Raw genomic sequence first — 17,239 nt, forward strand, 5'->3', positions numbered from 1 at the left:
ATAGGATGCGCCGCGCGCCCGGCCGGGGCGAGCCGAGAGCACCAGGGGGTCCGGTGGCACACGACGGGATACCGGCGTCCGGGCGCGAGCTGAAGTTCCGGGCCCTGACGGCCCAGTTGCGCCGGGGCCTGCTCGACGGCACCTGGCCGCCCGGCAGCAAGCTGCCCACCGAGCGCGCCCTCGCCGCCGAGACCGGCCTCTCCGTGACCACCGTCCGCCGGGCGTACGAGGACCTCGTCGCCCTCGGTCTGGTCCGGCGGCGCCAGGGCGCGGGCACGTTCGCCGCCCACCGCGCCGAGGAGGTCCGGGCCGACCGCCGGGTGGTCGGCGTCCTCGTCCCCGACACCTCCTTCTACTACCCGCGCGTCCTCCAGGGCATCGAGAAGGAGCTCGCCGCCGCCGGTGCCCGGCTGGTCCTCGCCTGCTCCCACTACGACCAGGCCGAGGAGGACGCCGCCGTCGCCCGGCTGCTCGGCTCGGGCGTCCACGGGCTGCTGCTCGTCCCCACCCTGCACACCGCCGCCGACCCCGCGCTCCGCGCCGAGCGGCTCATGGCCCTGCCCGTGCCCGCCGTCCTGGCCGAGCGACGGCTCGCCGCCCACGGCCCGGGCGACCCGACCGAGCACGTCCGCACCGACCACGAGGGCGGCGCCTACGACGCCGTACGGCATCTGCGGGCGCTCGGGCACCGGCGGTTCGGGCTCGTCGTGCGCTCCGGCGCGCCGACCACGGCGCCCGTCGAGTACGGCTTCGCCCGCGCCATGGCCGACCTGGGGCTGCCCGAGCCGTGCCGGGAGAGCGGGACCATGGGGGAGTGGAACGCCGGCCGCGCCGACCGGGCCGTGGCCGCGCTGCGCGCCGCCGGGGTCACCGCCGCGCTCTGCTTCGGCGACCGGGAGGCCGCCCTCGTCCTCGCCGCCGCCCGCCGGGCCGGGCTCCGGGTCCCCGACGACCTCGCCCTGATCAGCTACGACAACGAGTTCGCGGACCTGGCGGAGACCCCGCTGACGGCCGTCTCCCCGCCGAAGTTCCAGCTCGGCAGGCTCGCCGCGCAGATCCTGCTGCGCCGGCTGGCCGAGGGCGACGCGGCCCCGGTCCAGCAGGTGCGGCTGCGGCCACGCCTGGTCGTGCGGGCCTCGTGCGGGGCGCCCCGGAGTGCGCGAGGGTGAGTGTTGGAGCGGCTTTCGCTCACGAAAGCGCAAACTCCGCTCACCATTTGCTCATTGTTCGCTAGCGTCTCCGGGTGTAGAACACCGTTCGAGCCCCGGCGTCCGCCCCGGGACCCGGTCCCGAAAGGACGCCCATGACCACCCATGTGGACCGCGAGATCGCCAGCCAGCCGGAGTGCTGGCGGCGCGCCGCCGAGATCGCCGCGGCGCGGGCCGAGCTGCTGCCCCGGACCGGCGAGCGGGTCGCCGTCGTCGGCTGCGGCACCTCGTACTTCATCGCCCGCGCCTACGCCGCCCTGCGCGAGTCGCTCGGCGCGGGCGAGACCGACGCCTTCCCCGCCTCCGACCCGACCCCGCTCGGCCGGGGCTACGACCGGATCGTCGCGCTGACCCGCTCGGGCACCACCACCGAGGTCGCCGAGCTGCTCGCCCGGGCCGCCGGACGCACCCCGACCCTCGTCCTCACCGGCGTCCCCGGCAGCCCGGCCGCCCGGCTCGCCGACGCCGTCCTCGACCTGCCCTTCGCCGACGAACGCTCCGTGGTGCAGACCCGCTTCCCCACCACCGCGCTCCAACTGCTCAGGGCCGGTCTCGGCGTCGACCTCGGCCCCTCGGTCGCCGACGCCGAACTCGCCCTGTACGAACCGCTGCCCGCGAGCTGGGCACGGCACGGGCAGTTCACCTTCCTCGGCACCGGCTGGACCGTCGGCCTGGCCGACGAGGCGGCGCTCAAGCTGCGCGGCGCCGCCCGCGCCTGGACCGAGTCGTACCCGGCGATGGAGTACCGGCACGGGCCGATCGGCATCAGCGACCCGGGCAGCCTGGTCTGGTGCCTCGGCCCGGTCCCGCCCGGCCTGGCCGACGAAGTCGCCGCCACCGGCGCCCGGTTCGTCTCCGACGCCGTCGACCCGGTCGCCGCCCTGGTGCGCGCCCAGCGCCTCGCCGTCGCCGTCGCGGACCGCCGCGGCCTCAACCCCGACCGCCCCCGGCACCTCACCCGCTCGGTGATCCTCGCCGGGGCCCGCTGAACCGCGCGCGGGGCCGCCCCGCGCGCCGGGCGCCGGACGTATCCTGCGCCCATGATCGACACCGCCGGGCAGGCCCCGCCGCAACTGGAAGAGATGCCCTCCGACTGGCAGCGCGCCCTCGCCGTCGTCGCCCACCCCGACGACCTGGAGTACGGCTGCGCCGCGGCCGTCGCGGGCTGGACCGACGCGGGCAAGGAGGTCGTCTACGTCCTCGCCACCCGGGGCGAGGCGGGCATCGACGGCCTCGAACCGGCCGTGTGCGGCCCGCTGCGCGAGCGGGAGCAGCGGGACAGCGCGGCGGTGGTGGGCGTGCGGACGGTGGAGTTCCTGGACCACCGGGACGGTGTGGTCGAGTACGGGCTCGGGCTGCGCCGCGACATCGCCGCCGCGATCCGCCGCCACCGCCCCGAACTCGTCCTCACCCTCAACCACCGGGACACCTGGGGTCCGGAGCCCGGCGGCGCCTGGAACACCCCCGACCACCTGGCCGTCGGCCGCGCCACCCTGGACGCCGCCGCCGACGCGGGCAACCGCTGGATCTTCCCCGAGCTCACCGAGCGGGGGCTCGAACCCTGGAACGGGGTGCGCTGGGTCGCCGTCGCCGGTTCGAACCTGCCGACCCACGCGGTCGACGCCGGTCCCGGCCTGGAGCGGGCCGCCCGCTCGCTGCTCGCCCACCGCACGTACATCGAGGCACTGACGGACCAGGACCCGGACGCGTACTGCCGTGACTTCGTCGCCCAGTCGACCGGCCGCGCCTCGGACCGCTTCGGGGGTCGCCCGGCCGTGGCGTTCGAGGTGTTCCCCCGGTAGGGGCCCGGCGCTAGGCTCCGCCCCCTCATGTATCTGACGGTCAGTCAGGAGTCAGGGGGCGGTGCGGTGATCGACACACTGGACCAGACGGTCCCGGAGGGCGAGGAGCGGCTCACCCTCCGGGTCGAGGACGGCATCGGGGTGGTCACCCTGTGCCGCCCGGAGAAGCTCAACGGCTGGAGCTGGGAGGCCAGTCGCCAGCTCGGGCTCGTCACGGACCGGATCCGCTTCGACGAGCGGGTGCGGGTGGTGCTGCTGCGGGCCGAGGGGCGGGCCTTCTGCGCGGGGATCGACGTCACCGCGCCCGGCGGGGCCATCACCGGCCGCTCGGCGGCCGAGCGCACCGAGAACTACGCGGAGGGGATCCGCTGGGTCCACGAGCGCTTCGCCGCCTTCGCCCGGCTGCCGCAGCCCGTCGTCGCCGCCGTCCAGGGCTACTGCCTCGGCTTCGGCTTCGAGCTCGCCCTGATGGCCGACATCCGGGTCGCCGCCGCCGACGCCCTCTTCGCCCTCCCCGAGACCTCCATCGGCGTGGCCGTGGACGCGGGCGGGGACCTGCGGATCGCCCGGGACGCGGGCGCGGGCTGGGCGAAGTACCTGGCGCTCACCGGCCGGCGGATCGACGCCGCCACCGCCGAGCGCCTCGGTCTGGTCCAGCGCGTCACCGCCCCCGAGGACCTGGCGGCGGCGGCGTACGAGACGGCCGAGGCGGTCGCGGCGGCCGCCCCGCTCGCCGTCCGGGCGGTGAAGCGCGGCATCGACGCCTTCGCCGACCAGGGCCTCGCCGCCGCCCTGGACCGCGCCGCGTTCGCCGCCGCGCTCACCCTCACCTCGGAGGACGCCCGCGAGGGCTACGCGGCGAAGGCGGCCCGCAGGCCGCCCCGCTTCGAGGGCCGCTGAGGGGGGCGGCCCCGGGTCACATCGTGGGAGCGGGCTTCAGTACGGCGAAGGGGGCGCCGAACGGGTCCGCGAGCCAGGCGATCCGGCCCACGTCCGGGACGTCCGCGGGCGGCATCAGGACCGATCCGCCGGCCTCCTGGACCGAGGCGGCGACCACGTCGGCGTCGGCCGTGGCGAAGTACGGGATCCAGCGCGACTGGTCCGCCCCCGGCTGGAGCGGCGCCACCCCGCCGAAGGAGGCGTCCTGCTGGTCCCCCTCGGCCGTCGAGATCACCCGGTACGTCATGCCGGGCGCCTCCATCTCCGCCCAGCGCCAGCCGAACAGGGAGCGGTAGAAGGCGAGCGCCGCCTCCGGGTCGGCGGTGTGCAGCTCGGCCCAGAGCAGGCTGTGGTCCTCGGAGGTGCGCTCCAGGCCCTTCACGGCGCCCGGCTGCCAGATGGCGAAATCGGCGCCGCCCGGATCGGTGAGGGCGGCCATCCGGCCGGCCTCCATCACGTCCATGGGGGCCATCCGGACCCTGCCGCCGCCCTGCTCGACGGCCTTGGCGGTGGCATCGGCGTCCGGGGTCTGGAAGTAGATCGTCCAGGCGCTGCTCGCGCCCTCCTCCGTGAGCGGGCCGAGGGCGGCGACGATCTTGCCGTCCTGCTGGAAGAAGCCGTAGCCGCCGGCCTCCGGCCCCGCCGAGACGAAGGCCCAGCCGAAGACATGGGCGTAGAACGCGGCGGCGGCGTCCGTGTCGGGGCTGCCGAGGTCGAGCCAGTCGGGCGAGCCCGTGGTGAAGTCCGTACCGAGCATGGGGATGAGTCCCGTCCTTCCGGGTGGGGAGGCCGTGCCGAGGCGGAGCGGGTGGCAGGGTTCCGGCCACCATGGCCGATCCTCGCCCCCGGTCGCCCCTTCCGCTGCCCGGCCACCCCGGTTTCATCCGCACGGCCCAGCGCGCTTCAGCCCCCGCCGGGACCCTCCCCGGTGAACCGGCCGCGCCCCAGCTGCGCCCGCACCGGCACCACCGGCTCGTTCACCAGCGCGCGGCGCTGCCAGTTGGCGCCGTCGACCACCAGGGTGTGCCCGCTGACGAAGCGGGCGTACGGCGAGGCCAGGAAGGTCGCGGCCCAGCCCAGCTCGCGCGGACGCCCCACCCGCAGGGCGGGCTGGCGCAGCTCCGGACGCCCGGCCCGGTCCAGGGTGGCCCGGACGGCGGGCACCATCTCCTCGTGCGGCATCAGACCCGGCACCAGGCCGTTGACCTGGATGCCGTACGGCCCCCACTCCACCGCCAGGGTCTCCGTCAGGTTCTTCACCCCGGCCTTCGCCGCCGCCGAGTGCGCGTACCCGGGCCCGCCGGTCCAGGCGTAGGAGGCGCCGACGTTGACGACCGAACCGGGCGTCCCCGCGGCCAGGTGCCGCCGGGCGAAGTCCCGGGTCGTGAACCAGGTCCCGGAGAGCGTGATGTCGACCACCGCCCGCCAGCCGTTGGGCGTCAGATCCTCCGCCGGTACGGGGAAGTTGGCCGCCGCGCAGTTCACCAGGACGTCCGGCCGGGCGCCGAGCCCCGCCTCGCAGGCGTCCAGGACCCCGGCGATCCGCTCCGGGTCCCGGATGTCGCACACCCCCGTCACCACCCGCGTCCCGGCGACCGCCGCCAGCTCCTCGCGGGCCGCCGCGAGCCGCCCCGCCGTGCGCCCGAGGATCGCCAGGTCGGCGCCGAGCCGGGCGAACTCGGCGGCGATGGCCTTGCCCAGGCCGGAGCCCCCGCCGGTCACCAGCACCACCCGGCCCTCGAACGTGCCCGCCGGCAGCGCGCTCGCGCCGAGCGGGGGAGGGGCGGGCAGCCCCGGGGTGTCCGCGAAGCCGTCGTGCGGCGTGTCCCTCGTCTCGTCCATGGCGCATCGATAGCGCGCCGCGCCCGAGAACTGAAGACGCGTCAGCGTGCGGACCCGGCCGCCGCCCTCCGGTCCAGGTCGGTCAGGAGCAGGTCCGCGTTGACGGCGGTCGCCGCCCGGTAGCCGCCGCTCGCCGCGTTGACCACCTGCTCGTGCGCGCCGATCGCGTTCCCGGCCGCCCACACGCCCGGCACGCCGGTGCGCCCCGTCTCGTCCACGGCGACGAACTCGCCGAAGGGCGTCGCCCGGGTGGCCGCGCCCAGCGCGGTGAGCAGCCCGTCGCGGGGCACCGGCCGGGGGCCCACGAACAGCACCTCGCGCGCCACGGTCCGCCCGTCGGCCATCCGTACGCCCGTCAGCCGGTCCTCCTCGACCACGAGCCCCGCCACCTCACCGGTCACCACCGTCACACCGGCCGCCGCCAGCCGGGCGGCGTCCTGCGCGGAGGGGGCGGCGGCCGTGTGCAGGAAGAGGGTCACGTCGGCCGACCACCGCGAGACCATCAGCGCCTGCTGCGCGGGCAGCTCCGGGTGGGCGAGCACCCCGAAGGCCCGGTCGCGGACCTCCCAGCCGTGGCAGTACGGGCAGTGGAGCACGTCCCGGCCCCAGCGCGGGGCCAGACCGTCCAGCTCCGGCAGCTCGTCCGCGAGCCCGGTCGTGACGATCAGCCGGCGGGCCCGGATGCGGCGCCCGTCCGCCAGGGTGACCGTGAAGCCGTCGTCCCCGTCCGGGGCCGCGGCGGTCACCAGGCCCTCGGTGTACGCCACCCCGTACCCGGCGATCTCCCGCCGCCCCGCCTCCAGGAACGCTGCCGGGCTCATCCCGTCCCGGGTGAGGTAGCCCTGCATGTGCGCGGCGGGCGCGTTGCGGGGCTCGCCCGCGTCGACCACCAGGGTCCCGCGCCGGGCCCGGCCGAGGACGAGGGCCGCGCTCAGGCCGGCCGCGCCGCCGCCGACGACCACGACGTCGTACGTGTCAAGGTTCTGCTCGATGCCGTTCATGCCGCGAGGGTCACGCGGGCCGTGCTCGCTTGACAAATGAAGTTGCCGTTTCTGCAATGGACGCATGACCGAAGACGACGACCGCATCGACGCCGTGCTGACCGAGGTCGGCCCCCGGCTGCGCCGCATCCGGCGGGAGCGCGGGGCCACCCTGGCGGAGCTCTCCGCCGCCACCGGCATCTCCGTGAGCACCCTCTCGCGGCTGGAGTCCGGGCAGCGCAAGCCCAGCCTTGAGCTGCTGCTGCCGATCGCCCGCGCCCATCAGGTGCCGCTCGACGAGCTGGTCGGCGCCCCGCCGGTCGGCGACCCCCGGGTCCGGGCGAAGCCGATCGTCCGGCACGGGCGCACCATGTACCCGCTCACCCGCCAGCCCGGCGGCCTCCAGGCATACAAGATCGTCCAGGAGCCCGGCGCCGAGACGGGCGAGCCGCGGGTCCATGAGGGGTACGAGTGGCTGTACGTGCTCTCCGGCAGCCTGCGGCTCGTGCTCGGCGACCACGACGTGGTGCTCGGCTCCGGCGAGGCGGCCGAGTTCGACACCCGGGTGCCGCACTGGTTCGGCCCGGCGGGCGACCGGCCGGTGGAGTTCCTGAGCCTGTACGGGCCGCAGGGGGAGCGGATGCATGTGAGGGCGCGCCCCAAGAAGTGAGGCGCGCCCCCGGGAAGTCGCGAGCGCCTGGTTCCGCCAGTCCAAGCGACCGCTTAGTATGCCGACAGCTCCGAAGAACCGCGCAGGACCGACGACGGCTGCTGGAGGCCCCCGATGCAGGCATGGCGAGTGCACGAGAACGGCGAACCGGGCGAGGTGATGCAGCGGGACGAGGTCGAACGGCCGGTGCCCGGCGACGGTCAGGTCCTGCTCAGGGTCCTCGCCACCGGCATCAACTTCCCCGACGCGCTGCTCTGCCGCGGCCAGTACCAGGTGCGGCCCCCGCTGCCCTTCACCCCCGGCGTGGAGATCTGCGCCGAGACCGAGGACGGGCGCCGGGTGATCGCCACCCCCGCCCTCCCGTACGGCGGCCTCGCCGGATACGCGGTCGCCGACGCCGCCGCCCTGCTGCCGGCCCCCGAGGCCCTGGACGACGCCGAGGCCGCCGCCCTCCACATCGCGTACCAGACCGGCTGGTTCGGCCTGCACCGCAGGGCCGCCCTGAAGGAGGGCGAGACGCTGCTCGTGCACGCCGCCGCGGGCGGCGTCGGCAGCGCCGCCGTCCAGCTCGGCAAGGCCGCGGGCGCCACCGTCATCGGCGTCGTCGGCGGCGCCGACAAGGCCGCCGCCGCCCGCGCGCTCGGCTGCGACACCGTCGTCGACCGGCACGCCGAGGACGTCGTCGGCGCAGTCAAGGAGGCCACCGGAGGCCGGGGCGCCGACGTGATCTACGACCCCGTCGGCGGCGCCGCCTACCAGCAGTCCGCCAAACTGGTCGCATTCGAGGGCCGGATCGTCGTCGTCGGCTTCGCCAGCGGCACCGTGCCCGCCCCCGCCCTCAACCACGCCCTGATCAAGAACTACGCGATCCTGGGCCTGCACTGGGGCCTCTACAACCTCAAGGACCCGGCCGCCGTCCTGCGCTGCCACGAGACCCTGACCGCACTCGCCGCCAAGGGCCTGATCAAGCCGTACGTCAGCGAGCGCGTCCCCTTCGACGGCGCCGCCGACGCCGTGCAGCGCGTCTCCGAGGGCGTCACCACCGGGCGCCTCGTCGTCCTCCCGGAAGGAGCCCGCGCGTGACGGACACGCCCCCCGGCGCCGAGGCCCTGGCCGAGCGCACCCGCCGGCTGCTCGCCGAGCACCCGCCCGCCACCACCGGCCGCACCGACTTCCTGCGGGCCCGCTTCGACGCCGGACTCGCCTGGGTGCACTACCCCGTCGGCCTCGGCGGACTCGACGCCCCGCGCTCCCTCCAGGTCGTCGTCGATGCCCAACTCGCCGCCGCCGGAGCCCCCGACAACGACCCGCGCCGGATCGGCATCGGCCTCGGCATGGCCGCCCCCACCCTCCTCGCGCACGGCTCCGACGAGGTCAAGGAGCGCTTCCTCAAGCCGCTCTGGGTCGGCGACGAGGTCTGGTGCCAGCTCTTCAGCGAGCCCGGCGCGGGCTCCGACCTCGCCGCCCTCGGCACCCGTGCCGTACGGGACGGCGACTCCTGGGTGGTCAACGGGCAGAAGGTGTGGACCTCCAGCGCCCATGTGGCCCGCTGGGCCATCCTCATCGCCCGCACCGACCCGGAGCTGCCCAAGCACCGCGGCATCACCTACTTCGTCTGCGACATGACCGACCCGGGCGTCGAGGTCCGGCCGCTGCGCCAGATCACCGGCGAGGCCGAGTTCAACGAGGTCTTCCTCACCGACGTGCGCATCCCCGACGCCCACCGCCTCGGTGACGTCGGGGACGGCTGGCGGGTCGCCCGGACCACCCTCATGAACGAGCGGGTCTCCATCGGCGGCGCCCGTATCCCCCGCGAGGGCGGCATGATCGGCAAGGCCGCCGCGACCTGGCGCGCCCGGCCCGAGCTGCGCACCCACGAGCTGCACCGGCGGCTGCTCGACCTGTGGGTGGACGCCGAGGTCGCCCGGCTCACCGGCGAGCGCCTGCGCCAGCAGCTCGTCGCGGGCCGGCCGGGGCCCGAGGGCAGCGCGATGAAGCTGCTCTTCGCCCGCCTCAACCAGGCCATCAGCGGCCTGGAGGTGGAACTCCTGGGCGACGAGGGCCTGACGTACGGGGACTGGGCGATGGTCCGGCCCGAGCTCGTCGACTTCACCGGGCGCGACGCGGGCTACCGCTATCTGCGCTCCAAGGGCAACTCGATCGAGGGCGGTACGAGCGAGGTGCTGCTCAACATCGTCGCCGAGCGGGTCCTCGGGCTGCCCGCCGAGCCCCGTGATGACAAGGACGTCGCCTGGAAGGACCTCGCGCGATGAGCGATCTGCTGTACTCCGGGACCGAGGACGACCTGCGCGCCGCCGTCCGCTCCCTGCTCGCGGACCGGGCGGACGCGCGGACCGTGCTCGCCCGGATCGAGACCCCGGACCCGTACCCGCCGGGCCTCTGGGCGGCCCTCGCGGGCGGCATCGGCGCCGCCGGACTGCTCGTGCCCGAGAAGCTGGGCGGCCAGGGCGCGGGCCCCCGCGAGGCGGCCGTGGTCCTGGAGGAGCTGGGGCGCGCGGTGACCCCCGCCCCGTACCTGACGAGCGCGGTGGTGGCGACCGCCACGCTGCTGGCCCTCGGCACGGAGACGGGCCCCGCCGCGGACCTCCTCGGCGCGCTGGCGGCCGGCGAACGCGTCGCCGTCCTGGCCGTCCCGCTCTCCACGGCCCCGGACGGGCGTCCGGCGGGGGCGGGGCCCGTGACGGGCGAGGGCGCCGCCGGCCCGGTCGGGGCCGCCGCCGGATCCGGCAGCCTCGCGCCCGGAGTCCCCGCCGCATCCGGCAGCCCCGTCCCGGCCGCATCCGGCAGCCCCGACCCCGACGCATCCGGCAGCCCCGTCCCCGCCGTCCCCGACGCCCTCGCCGCCGACGTCTTCCTCGTCCCGCGCGCCGACGGGCTGTACGCCGTCGATGCCTCGGACGCCCTCGTCACCCCGGTCTCCTCGCTCGACCTCACCCGGCCGCTCGCCACCGTGGACCCGGGCGGCGCCACGGGTGTCCGGCTCGCCGACGCCGGTGCCAGGCGCGCGGCGGTGCGGCACGGGCTCCTGACGGGGGCCGGACTGCTCGCCTCCGAGCAGCTCGGGATCGCCGAGTGGTGCCTGGAGGAGACCGTGCGGCACACCGGGGACCGGCATCAGTTCAACCGGCCGGTCGGCTCCTTCCAGGCGCTGAAGCACCGGATGGCCCAGCTCTGGCTGGACCTCGCGGGTGCCAGGGCGGTGGCGCGGGCCGCGGCGGACGCGCTCGCGACCGGCGCCGAGGACGCCGCGCTGACCGTGGCCGTCGCCCAGGCGTACTGCTCGAAGGCGGCGGTGCGCGCGGCGGAGGAGTGCGTCCAGCTGCACGGCGGCATCGGGATGACCTGGGAGCACCCGGCCCACCTGGCGCTGAAGCGGGCCAAGTCCGATGCCGTCGCGCTCGGTTCGGCCGGCCGCCACCAGGACACGATCGCCGCTCTGGCGGACCTTCCGGCCCCCGCGTAAGGGCCGGTAAGGGGCCCTCTTTGTCCGCACCCCTTTACCTACTGTTTAATTGCGAGTCGTTCGCAACAACAGTTGATCTTCAAAAGGGGTGTGGACACCATGACCGCCCGATCCATACGCGGCACGGCCGCCGCGACGCTGGCCGGAGCCCTGGCCCTCACCGCGGCGGCCTGCTCGACCCCTGGCGGCGGCGCGGGCTCCGGCGGTCCCAAGGATGCGGCGGTCGTCGGCATCGCCTACGAGCCCGAGTCGCTCAGCCCGCTCCTCGGCTACGGCAAGGACGGCAACTCCAAGATCTTCGACGGGCTGCTCGCCTTCGACGCCGACATGAAGCTGCGGCCCGCCCTCGCCACCGCGCTGCCGAAGATCAGCGCCGACGGCCTCACCTACACGTACCAGCTGCGCAAGGGCGTGAAGTTCAGCGACGGGCAGCCCTTCACCGCGAAGGACGTCGTCTTCACGTACCGCACGGTGCTCGACCCGAAGACCAACAACGCCTCCCGGACCGAGCTCGACGCCCTCAAGGACGTCCGGGCCGTCGGTGACGACAGCGTCGTGTTCACCCTCAAGTACCCCTACGCGCCCTTCGCCGAGCGCACCGTCCTCGCCATCGCCCCCGAGCACGTCGCGGGCCGCCAGGACGTCAACACCGGCTCCTTCACCACGCGGCCGATCGGCACCGGGCCGTACCTCCTCACCGGCTGGTCCAAGGGCGAGAAGCTCACCTTCAAGGCCAACCCCGGCTACTGGGGCGGGGAGCCCGCCGTGAAGAAGTTCACCATGGCGGTCATCAAGGACGACGACGTCCGCGCCACCCGGCTGCGCGCAGGCGACCTCGACGGCGCCATCCTGCCGCCCGCCCTCGCCACCGGCTTCGCGAAGGACAAGGCGAAGAAGACCTACGCGGCGAAGACCTACGACTACCGCACGGTCACCCTGCCCACCCACCACAAGGTCACCGGCGACACCGCCGTCCGCCGCGCCCTCGACATCGCCGTGGACCGCGAGGCCATGGTCGACAAGATCCTCGAAGGCGCCGGGAAGCCCGCCTACGGGCCCGTCCCCACCGACAGCCCCTGGTTCACGAAGGGCACCGAGCGCCGCCACGACCTCGCGGGCGCCCAGAAGATCCTCGACGAGGCCGGCTGGAAGCCCGGCCCCGACGGTGTCCGGGTCCGCGACGGCGTCCGCGCCTCCTTCCCGCTCTGGTACCTCTCCGGCGACAAGCTGCGCCAGGACCACGCCCTCGCCTACGCCTCCGACGCCAAGAAGGCCGGCATCGAGATCAAAGCCCAGGCCGGCACCTGGGAGGTCATCGAGCCCCGGATGAAGACCGACGCCGTCCTGGCCGGCGGCGGCTCGCCCGGCGACCCCGACTTCGACCAGTACCTGCTGCTGAAGTCCTCCCTCGCGGGCGACGGCTTCAACAACATGGCCTGGTACGACAACAAGACCGTCGACCGCGCCCTGGAGGACGGCCGCCGCACCAACGACCCGGCCCAGCGCCGCGCCGCGTACGACACCGTCCAGCGCGAACTGGTCAAGAACCCCGGCTACACCTTCCTCACCCACATCGACCACCTGTACGTGGTGAACGACCGCTGGGACAGCACGTCCACCGGCCTGAGCACCCAGGTCGAGCCGCACGACCACGGCCTCGCCTCCGGCCCCTGGTGGAACGTCGAGAGCTGGAAGCCGAAGCCGTGAGCCGCCGCCTCCCCTGGGGGGCCATGGCCCGGATGACGGGACGGCGCGCCCTGGCCGCCGTCCCGGTCCTCCTCGGCGTCACCCTCGCGGTCTTCGCCGTCGCCGAGGCCTCCCCCTTCGACCCCGTCAAGGCCTACGCCGGGACCGCCGGACTCACCGCCTCCCAGGAGAACCTGGACCAGCTGCGCGCCAACCTCGGCGTCGACCGGCCCCTGCTCACCCGCTGGTGGGACTGGCTCGGCGGCGCTGTCACCGGCGACCTCGGCGACTCCGGCGTCATGCGCCAGCCCGTCGCCGACGTCATCGCCGAACGCGTCGGCTGGTCCGTGCTGCTCGCCGCCACCGCCTTCCTTGTCGCCGTCACCCTCGGCACGTTCCTCGGCGTCCTCGCCGGACGCCGCCGCGGCGGCCTCCTCGACCGGGCGGTGAGCTCCGCCGCGTACACCCTGGAAGCCGCCCCCGCCTTCTGGCTCGGTCTGCTCGCCATCTGGTTCTTCGCGCTGCGGCTCGGCGCGCTGCCCGCCGGCGGACTCACCGACACCGGCAGCGACACCGTCACCGCCGGCCAGGTCGCCACCCACCTCGTGCTGCCCGCCCTCGTCCTCGGCGTCTCCCAACTGCCGTGGTTCTTCCTGTACGTGAGACAGGGCGTCGGCGACGCGCTTGAGGAGGACCCGGTGCGCGGCGCCCGCGCCCGCGGCCTCTCCGAGCGCACCGTCCTCACCGGCCACGCCCTGCGCTCCGGGATGCTCCCCATGCTCACCCTCATCGGCTCCCGGGTGCCCGAGCTCATCACCGGCGCCCTCCTCGTCGAGACCGTCTTCAGCTGGCCCGGTATCGCCGCCGCCACCGTGCAGGCCGCCGTCTCCGTCGACTTCCCGCTGCTCGCCGCGCTCACCGTGCTCGCCACCGCGGCCGTGCTGCTCGGCAACCTGCTCTCCGACCTGCTGTACGGGCTCGCCGACCCCCGGGTGGGATTCGATGGCTGACACGACCCTCACCCGCCGAAGCGCCCGCCCGCGCAGGGGCGCCCCCGCCGACCGCACCCGGCGCGCGCGGCTGTGGAGCTCCGCCCTCGTCACCGGCGCCGTCGTCCTCGCCGTCCTGCTTGTCCCGCCCCTGGTCCAGCTCGACGAACAGGCCGTCGACCTCGGCAGCAAGCTGCTGCCGCCGTCCTGGGAGCATCCCTTCGGCACCGACGACCTCGGCCGGGACCTGCTCCTGCGCTGCGTCTACGGCCTGCGGATCTCGCTCCTCGTCGGCCTGGTCGCCGCCCTCGTCGCCACCGTCATCGGGACGGCCGTCGGCGCCGCCGCGGGCGCTCTCGGCGGCCGCTTCGACCGCTTCACGATGCGGATCGTCGATGCCTTCTCCTCCGTGCCGCACCTGCTGCTCGGCATCTTCATCGTGGCCATGTTCCGGCCCGGGGTCTGGCCCGTGATCGTCTCCGTGGCGCTCACCCACTGGCTCTCCACCGCCCGGATCGTGCGCTCCGAGGTCCTCTCGCTGCGCTCCCGGCCCTTCGTGGACGCCGCGATCTCGGGCGGCGCCTCGCGATGGCGGGTCGGCGTCCGGCACCTGCTGCCCGCCGTCCTGCCGCAGGCCGGGCTCGCCGCCGTCCTCATGGTGCCGCACGCCATGTGGCACGAGTCGGCGCTCTCCTTCCTCGGCCTCGGCCTGCCCAGCCACCAGGCCAGCCTCGGCAACCTCGTCCAGACCGCGCGCTCCTCGCTGCTCGCCGGAGCCTGGTGGCCGACGCTCTTCCCCGGGCTGCTGCTGATCGTGCCGACCCTCGCCATCGCCGGACTCGCCGGGATCTGGCGCGACCGGCTCAACCCGCGCCGCCGATCGGAGCTGTCCCTGTGACCGGGAACGCCGTGGATCCGCAGATCGCCCGCGCCCTCGCCGCCGTCACCGCCGAGCGGGCCGGGGACGCCGTCCTCAGCGTCCGGGGCCTGACCGTACGCTTCCGGCTGCGCGGCGGACGGAGCGTCGCCGCCGTCACCGGCGCCGACTTCGACCTGGCGGCGGGGGAGTGCCTCGCGCTGGTCGGCGAGAGCGGCTGCGGCAAGTCCGTCCTCGCCTCCGCCCTCCTCGGCCTCCTCCCCGGCAACGCCGAGACCGAAGGCAGCGCCCACCTCGACGGCACCGACCTGCTCGCCGCCGACGAACGCACCCTCGCCCGCACCGTACGGGGACGGCGCGTCGGCCTCGTCCCCCAGAGCCCCGCCGCCCACCTCACCCCGGTGCGCACCGTACGGGCCCACCTGGAGGAGACCGTCCGGGCCCTCACCGACACCCCCCGGCGCGGCCGGCGGGCCGTCGCCGAGGCCGCCGCCGAACGGGCCGCGTTCCCCGCCGGCCACCTCGACCGCTACCCCCACGAGCTCTCCGGCGGCCTCGCCCAGCGCGCGGCCACCGCCCTCGCCCTGATCGGCGACGCCCCGCTGCTGCTCGCCGACGAGCCCACCACCGGACTCGACCGGGAACTCGTCGACCGCACCGCCGACGAGCTGCGCCGCCACGCCGACGAGGGCAAGGCCCTGCTGCTCATCACCCACGACCTGGCGGCGGCCCGGCGGGTCGCCGACCGGGTCGCCGTCATGTACGCCGGACGGATCGTCGAACTCACCTCCGCCGCCCGCTTCTTCGGCACCCCCGGCCCCCGCCATCCGTACGCCAGGGGCCTGCTCGACGCGCTCCCGGAGCGGGAGTTCACCCCGATCCCCGGACTGCCGCCCGAGCTGTCCGACCTGCCGGAGGGCTGCGCCTTCGCCCCGCGCTGCGCCCGCGCCGACGCCGCCTGCGCCGTCCGGCCGGACCTCCTGGCGGGCACCGCCTGCCACCACCCGTGGGGAGCCGAGGATGCTTGAACTCCAGGGCGTCACCGCCGGATACGAGCGCCGCGCGCCCGCCTTCCGGGACGCCACGCTCACCGTCGCCCCCGGCGAGGCCGTCGGCCTGCTCGGCCCCAGCGGCTGCGGCAAGTCCACCCTGGCCCGGGTCGCCGCCCTGCTTCACCGCCCCGACGCCGGGCGGGTCCGCCTCGACGGCACCGAGATACGGGCCTGGCGGCACCGCGCCCCGCGCGCGCTGCGCACCTCGATCGGCGTCGTCTTCCAGCAGCCCCGCCTCTCCGCCGACCCACGGCTGCGGCTCGCCGACCTGATCGCCGAGCCGCTGCGCGCCACCGGCCGGCGCGCCCTGATCCCCGAGCGCCTCGCCGCCCTCACCCCCTCCGTCGGGCTCACCGGCGACCTCCTTGAGCGCCGCCCGCACGAGGTCAGCGACGGGCAGTTGCAGCGCGCCTGCCTGGCCCGCGCCCTGGTGCTGCGGCCCCGCTGGCTGATCTGCGACGAGATGACCGCGATGCTCGACGCCTCGACGACCGCCGCCCTGGTCGGCGCGGTGGAGGCCTACCGGGCGGAGACCGGCGCGGGCCTGCTGGCCGTCGGGCACGACCGGGTGCTCCTGGAGCGCTGGTGCGACCGCACGGTGGAGTGGGCCGACTGCCTGGCCGCCGGAGCCCCGGGGGAGAATGCGGCATGACCAGCCCCTGGACCCCGCTGCCCGGCTCCCACCCCCTCGGCGGGCTGCGCCCCGTCCTGGAGGCGCCGGACGCCGTCCTCGGCCATGAGCCACGGGACGGGTACGCGGACCGCTGCTGGGTGCTGCACACGATCCGCTCCGGCGACCGGCGGCTGCGCTGGCGCGAGGTCCTGGCGGGCGCCGGGCGAAGCCTCGCGGAGTGGCCGCTGACCCCCTCGTACCTCCTGTTCCAGGGCATCGAGGGGCGGGACGAGCACGAGGGCCCCTCGGACGGGGAGATCGACCGGGAGTGCCTGGCGCGGCTCGTCACCCTGCTCGCCCGGCACGGCGCCGACGGTCCCGACACCCCGTGCTACGCGGCCCAGGCGCCGATCGAGGAGCTCGGCACGCCCCTCCCGGCCCGCGCCGGCCGGCTCGCCGACGCGCCCGCCCATCACGCCCACTGCTGGGACCCGGACACCGACGGACGGTGCCAGTTCCCCGCCACCTGGTGGGCGGTGGACGGGTCCTGGTTCGTGCTGACCGACTGGGACCTGTGCGCCACCGAGGTCTTCGGCAGCGCCGAGCTGATCGCCGCGCTCCTGGCCGACGAGGAGCTGGAGGCCGTGCGCCACCCGAGCATCGCCGAGGTCTGGGCCAGGAGCTGAGGGACGGCCCGTTCCCTGAGGAACGGCCCGCTCCGGAAGACCACCCGTATGGGCGCGCCGCCATACCGCCGTCCGGATCGCCCGTTCCGCCACACTGTCGGCCGAACGCCGCAATCCGGTGCGGCGAGAGGAGGTTGCGCGATGGCCGTTTCCGTATCCGTACTGGTGCTCCTGGCGGTGCTCGCCGTGATCTTCCTGCGCAGCGGGGGCCTGAAGTTCTCCCACGCGCTGGTCTGCGCGCTGCTCGGCTTCTTCCTGGCCAGCACGAGCATGGCGCCCTCCATCCAGAACGGGGTCGCCGCCACCGCCGAGGTGGTGTCCAGCCTCCGGCCCTGACCGCGTCCGCCGGATCGTTTCTTGATCGTGAAGTGCGCGTGAAGCGACCCGTGTTTCCATGTACATCTCAATCCC

18 protein-coding genes are annotated in these 17,239 nt (G+C 75.3%); 15 read left to right on the plus strand and 3 right to left on the minus strand.

Annotation, left to right across the window (positions count from 1 at the left end; translation table 11 throughout):
- Positions 1–53 precede the first annotated feature (53 nt).
- The 4 genes from ABTZ54_RS01285 (at position 54) to ABTZ54_RS01300 (ending at position 3,910) form a co-directional block, all read left to right on the plus strand.
- On the plus strand, positions 54–1,169 hold the full coding sequence (locus ABTZ54_RS01285) for a LacI family DNA-binding transcriptional regulator (RefSeq protein ID WP_351655379.1): 1,116 nt from the start codon (positions 54–56) through the stop codon (positions 1,167–1,169).
- A 134-nt stretch (positions 1,170–1,303) separates the two neighbouring features.
- The gene (locus ABTZ54_RS01290) at positions 1,304–2,197 is read left to right on the plus strand and encodes an SIS domain-containing protein (RefSeq protein WP_351655381.1); all 894 of its coding nucleotides are present in this window, start codon (positions 1,304–1,306) and stop codon (positions 2,195–2,197) included.
- 51 nt (positions 2,198–2,248) lie between these two features.
- On the plus strand, positions 2,249–3,010 hold the full coding sequence (locus tag ABTZ54_RS01295) for a PIG-L deacetylase family protein (protein WP_351655384.1): 762 nt from the start codon (positions 2,249–2,251) through the stop codon (positions 3,008–3,010).
- Positions 3,011–3,076: 66 nt separating this feature from the next.
- A complete protein-coding gene (locus ABTZ54_RS01300; protein WP_351655387.1) occupies positions 3,077–3,910 on the plus strand; it encodes an enoyl-CoA hydratase/isomerase family protein in 834 nt (277 codons plus the stop codon).
- 16 nt (positions 3,911–3,926) lie between these two features.
- Here the strand turns inward: ABTZ54_RS01300 and ABTZ54_RS01305 are convergent, their stop codons facing one another.
- The 3 genes from ABTZ54_RS01305 to ABTZ54_RS01315 all read right to left on the minus strand — a co-directional run bounded on the left by ABTZ54_RS01305 (position 3,927) and on the right by ABTZ54_RS01315 (position 6,792).
- Positions 3,927–4,706 (minus strand): VOC family protein, encoded by a 780-nt coding sequence (locus ABTZ54_RS01305; protein ID WP_351655390.1) that lies wholly within the window; start codon positions 4,704–4,706, stop codon positions 3,927–3,929.
- A gap of 146 nt (positions 4,707–4,852) precedes the next feature.
- Positions 4,853–5,791, minus strand: a complete 939-nt coding sequence (locus tag ABTZ54_RS01310) for an SDR family oxidoreductase (RefSeq protein ID WP_351655393.1) — start codon at positions 5,789–5,791, stop codon at positions 4,853–4,855.
- 41 nt (positions 5,792–5,832) lie between these two features.
- Positions 5,833–6,792: an NAD(P)/FAD-dependent oxidoreductase gene (locus ABTZ54_RS01315; RefSeq protein ID WP_351655397.1), complete on the minus strand. Its 960-nt coding sequence runs from the start codon at positions 6,790–6,792 to the stop codon at positions 5,833–5,835.
- 64 nt (positions 6,793–6,856) lie between these two features.
- Between ABTZ54_RS01315 and ABTZ54_RS01320 the strand changes: the two genes are divergently transcribed.
- The 11 genes from ABTZ54_RS01320 to ABTZ54_RS01370 all read left to right on the plus strand — a co-directional run bounded on the left by ABTZ54_RS01320 (position 6,857) and on the right by ABTZ54_RS01370 (position 17,164).
- Positions 6,857–7,441: a helix-turn-helix domain-containing protein gene (locus ABTZ54_RS01320; protein WP_351655400.1), complete on the plus strand. Its 585-nt coding sequence runs from the start codon at positions 6,857–6,859 to the stop codon at positions 7,439–7,441.
- 114 nt (positions 7,442–7,555) lie between these two features.
- A complete protein-coding gene (locus ABTZ54_RS01325; protein ID WP_351655403.1) occupies positions 7,556–8,524 on the plus strand; it encodes an NADPH:quinone oxidoreductase family protein in 969 nt (322 codons plus the stop codon).
- Positions 8,521–9,714, plus strand: coding sequence for an acyl-CoA dehydrogenase family protein (locus ABTZ54_RS01330; RefSeq protein ID WP_351655406.1), 1,194 nt, complete (start codon positions 8,521–8,523; stop codon positions 9,712–9,714). Before ABTZ54_RS01325 ends, ABTZ54_RS01330 begins: the two co-directional genes overlap by 4 nt.
- Positions 9,711–10,925 carry an acyl-CoA dehydrogenase family protein gene (locus ABTZ54_RS01335; RefSeq protein ID WP_351655409.1) on the plus strand — a complete coding sequence of 405 codons (1,215 nt, stop codon included), beginning with the start codon at positions 9,711–9,713 and terminating at the stop codon, positions 10,923–10,925. The genes ABTZ54_RS01330 and ABTZ54_RS01335 overlap by 4 nt, the downstream gene beginning before the upstream one ends.
- Before the next feature lie 99 nt (positions 10,926–11,024).
- Entirely contained in the window at positions 11,025–12,632 is a 1,608-nt protein-coding gene (locus tag ABTZ54_RS01340) for an ABC transporter substrate-binding protein (protein ID WP_351655412.1), read from the plus strand.
- On the plus strand, positions 12,629–13,621 hold the full coding sequence (locus tag ABTZ54_RS01345) for an ABC transporter permease (protein WP_351655415.1): 993 nt from the start codon (positions 12,629–12,631) through the stop codon (positions 13,619–13,621). The genes ABTZ54_RS01340 and ABTZ54_RS01345 overlap by 4 nt, the downstream gene beginning before the upstream one ends.
- A complete protein-coding gene (locus ABTZ54_RS01350; protein ID WP_351655418.1) occupies positions 13,614–14,498 on the plus strand; it encodes an ABC transporter permease in 885 nt (294 codons plus the stop codon). The genes ABTZ54_RS01345 and ABTZ54_RS01350 overlap by 8 nt, the downstream gene beginning before the upstream one ends.
- Positions 14,499–14,509: 11 nt before the next feature.
- Positions 14,510–15,505 carry an ABC transporter ATP-binding protein gene (locus ABTZ54_RS01355; RefSeq protein WP_351656388.1) on the plus strand — a complete coding sequence of 332 codons (996 nt, stop codon included), beginning with the start codon at positions 14,510–14,512 and terminating at the stop codon, positions 15,503–15,505.
- Positions 15,498–16,181 carry an ABC transporter ATP-binding protein gene (locus tag ABTZ54_RS01360; protein ID WP_351655421.1) on the plus strand — a complete coding sequence of 228 codons (684 nt, stop codon included), beginning with the start codon at positions 15,498–15,500 and terminating at the stop codon, positions 16,179–16,181. The genes ABTZ54_RS01355 and ABTZ54_RS01360 overlap by 8 nt, the downstream gene beginning before the upstream one ends.
- Positions 16,178–16,828, plus strand: a complete 651-nt coding sequence (locus ABTZ54_RS01365; RefSeq protein ID WP_351655424.1) for a hypothetical protein — start codon at positions 16,178–16,180, stop codon at positions 16,826–16,828. Before ABTZ54_RS01360 ends, ABTZ54_RS01365 begins: the two co-directional genes overlap by 4 nt.
- Positions 16,829–16,969: 141 nt before the next feature.
- A complete protein-coding gene (locus ABTZ54_RS01370) occupies positions 16,970–17,164 on the plus strand; it encodes a hypothetical protein (RefSeq protein ID WP_351655427.1) in 195 nt (64 codons plus the stop codon).
- Positions 17,165–17,239: the final 75 nt, after the last annotated feature.

The sequence above is a fragment of the Streptomyces sp. NPDC094032 genome, assembly GCF_040303965.1.
Taxonomy (GTDB): domain Bacteria; phylum Actinomycetota; class Actinomycetes; order Streptomycetales; family Streptomycetaceae; genus Streptomyces.

Bases quoted from the DNA above. Each gene is read 5' to 3' on its own strand.
- ABTZ54_RS01290 (WP_351655381.1), top strand. From the start codon at position 1,304: ATGACCACCCATGTGGACCGCGAGATCGCCAGCCAGCCGGAGTGCTGG.
- ABTZ54_RS01295 (WP_351655384.1), top strand. From the start codon at position 2,249: ATGATCGACACCGCCGGGCAGGCCCCGCCGCAACTGGAAGAGATGCCC.
- ABTZ54_RS01305 (WP_351655390.1), bottom strand. From the start codon at position 4,706: ATGCTCGGTACGGACTTCACCACGGGCTCGCCCGACTGGCTCGACCTC.
- ABTZ54_RS01310 (WP_351655393.1), bottom strand. From the start codon at position 5,791: ATGGACGAGACGAGGGACACGCCGCACGACGGCTTCGCGGACACCCCG.
- ABTZ54_RS01315 (WP_351655397.1), bottom strand. From the start codon at position 6,792: ATGAACGGCATCGAGCAGAACCTTGACACGTACGACGTCGTGGTCGTC.
- ABTZ54_RS01320 (WP_351655400.1), top strand. From the start codon at position 6,857: ATGACCGAAGACGACGACCGCATCGACGCCGTGCTGACCGAGGTCGGC.
- ABTZ54_RS01325 (WP_351655403.1), top strand. From the start codon at position 7,556: ATGCAGGCATGGCGAGTGCACGAGAACGGCGAACCGGGCGAGGTGATG.
- ABTZ54_RS01335 (WP_351655409.1), top strand. From the start codon at position 9,711: ATGAGCGATCTGCTGTACTCCGGGACCGAGGACGACCTGCGCGCCGCC.
- ABTZ54_RS01340 (WP_351655412.1), top strand. From the start codon at position 11,025: ATGACCGCCCGATCCATACGCGGCACGGCCGCCGCGACGCTGGCCGGA.
- ABTZ54_RS01350 (WP_351655418.1), top strand. From the start codon at position 13,614: ATGGCTGACACGACCCTCACCCGCCGAAGCGCCCGCCCGCGCAGGGGC.
- ABTZ54_RS01360 (WP_351655421.1), top strand. From the start codon at position 15,498: ATGCTTGAACTCCAGGGCGTCACCGCCGGATACGAGCGCCGCGCGCCC.
- ABTZ54_RS01365 (WP_351655424.1), top strand. From the start codon at position 16,178: ATGACCAGCCCCTGGACCCCGCTGCCCGGCTCCCACCCCCTCGGCGGG.
- ABTZ54_RS01370 (WP_351655427.1), top strand. From the start codon at position 16,970: ATGGCCGTTTCCGTATCCGTACTGGTGCTCCTGGCGGTGCTCGCCGTG.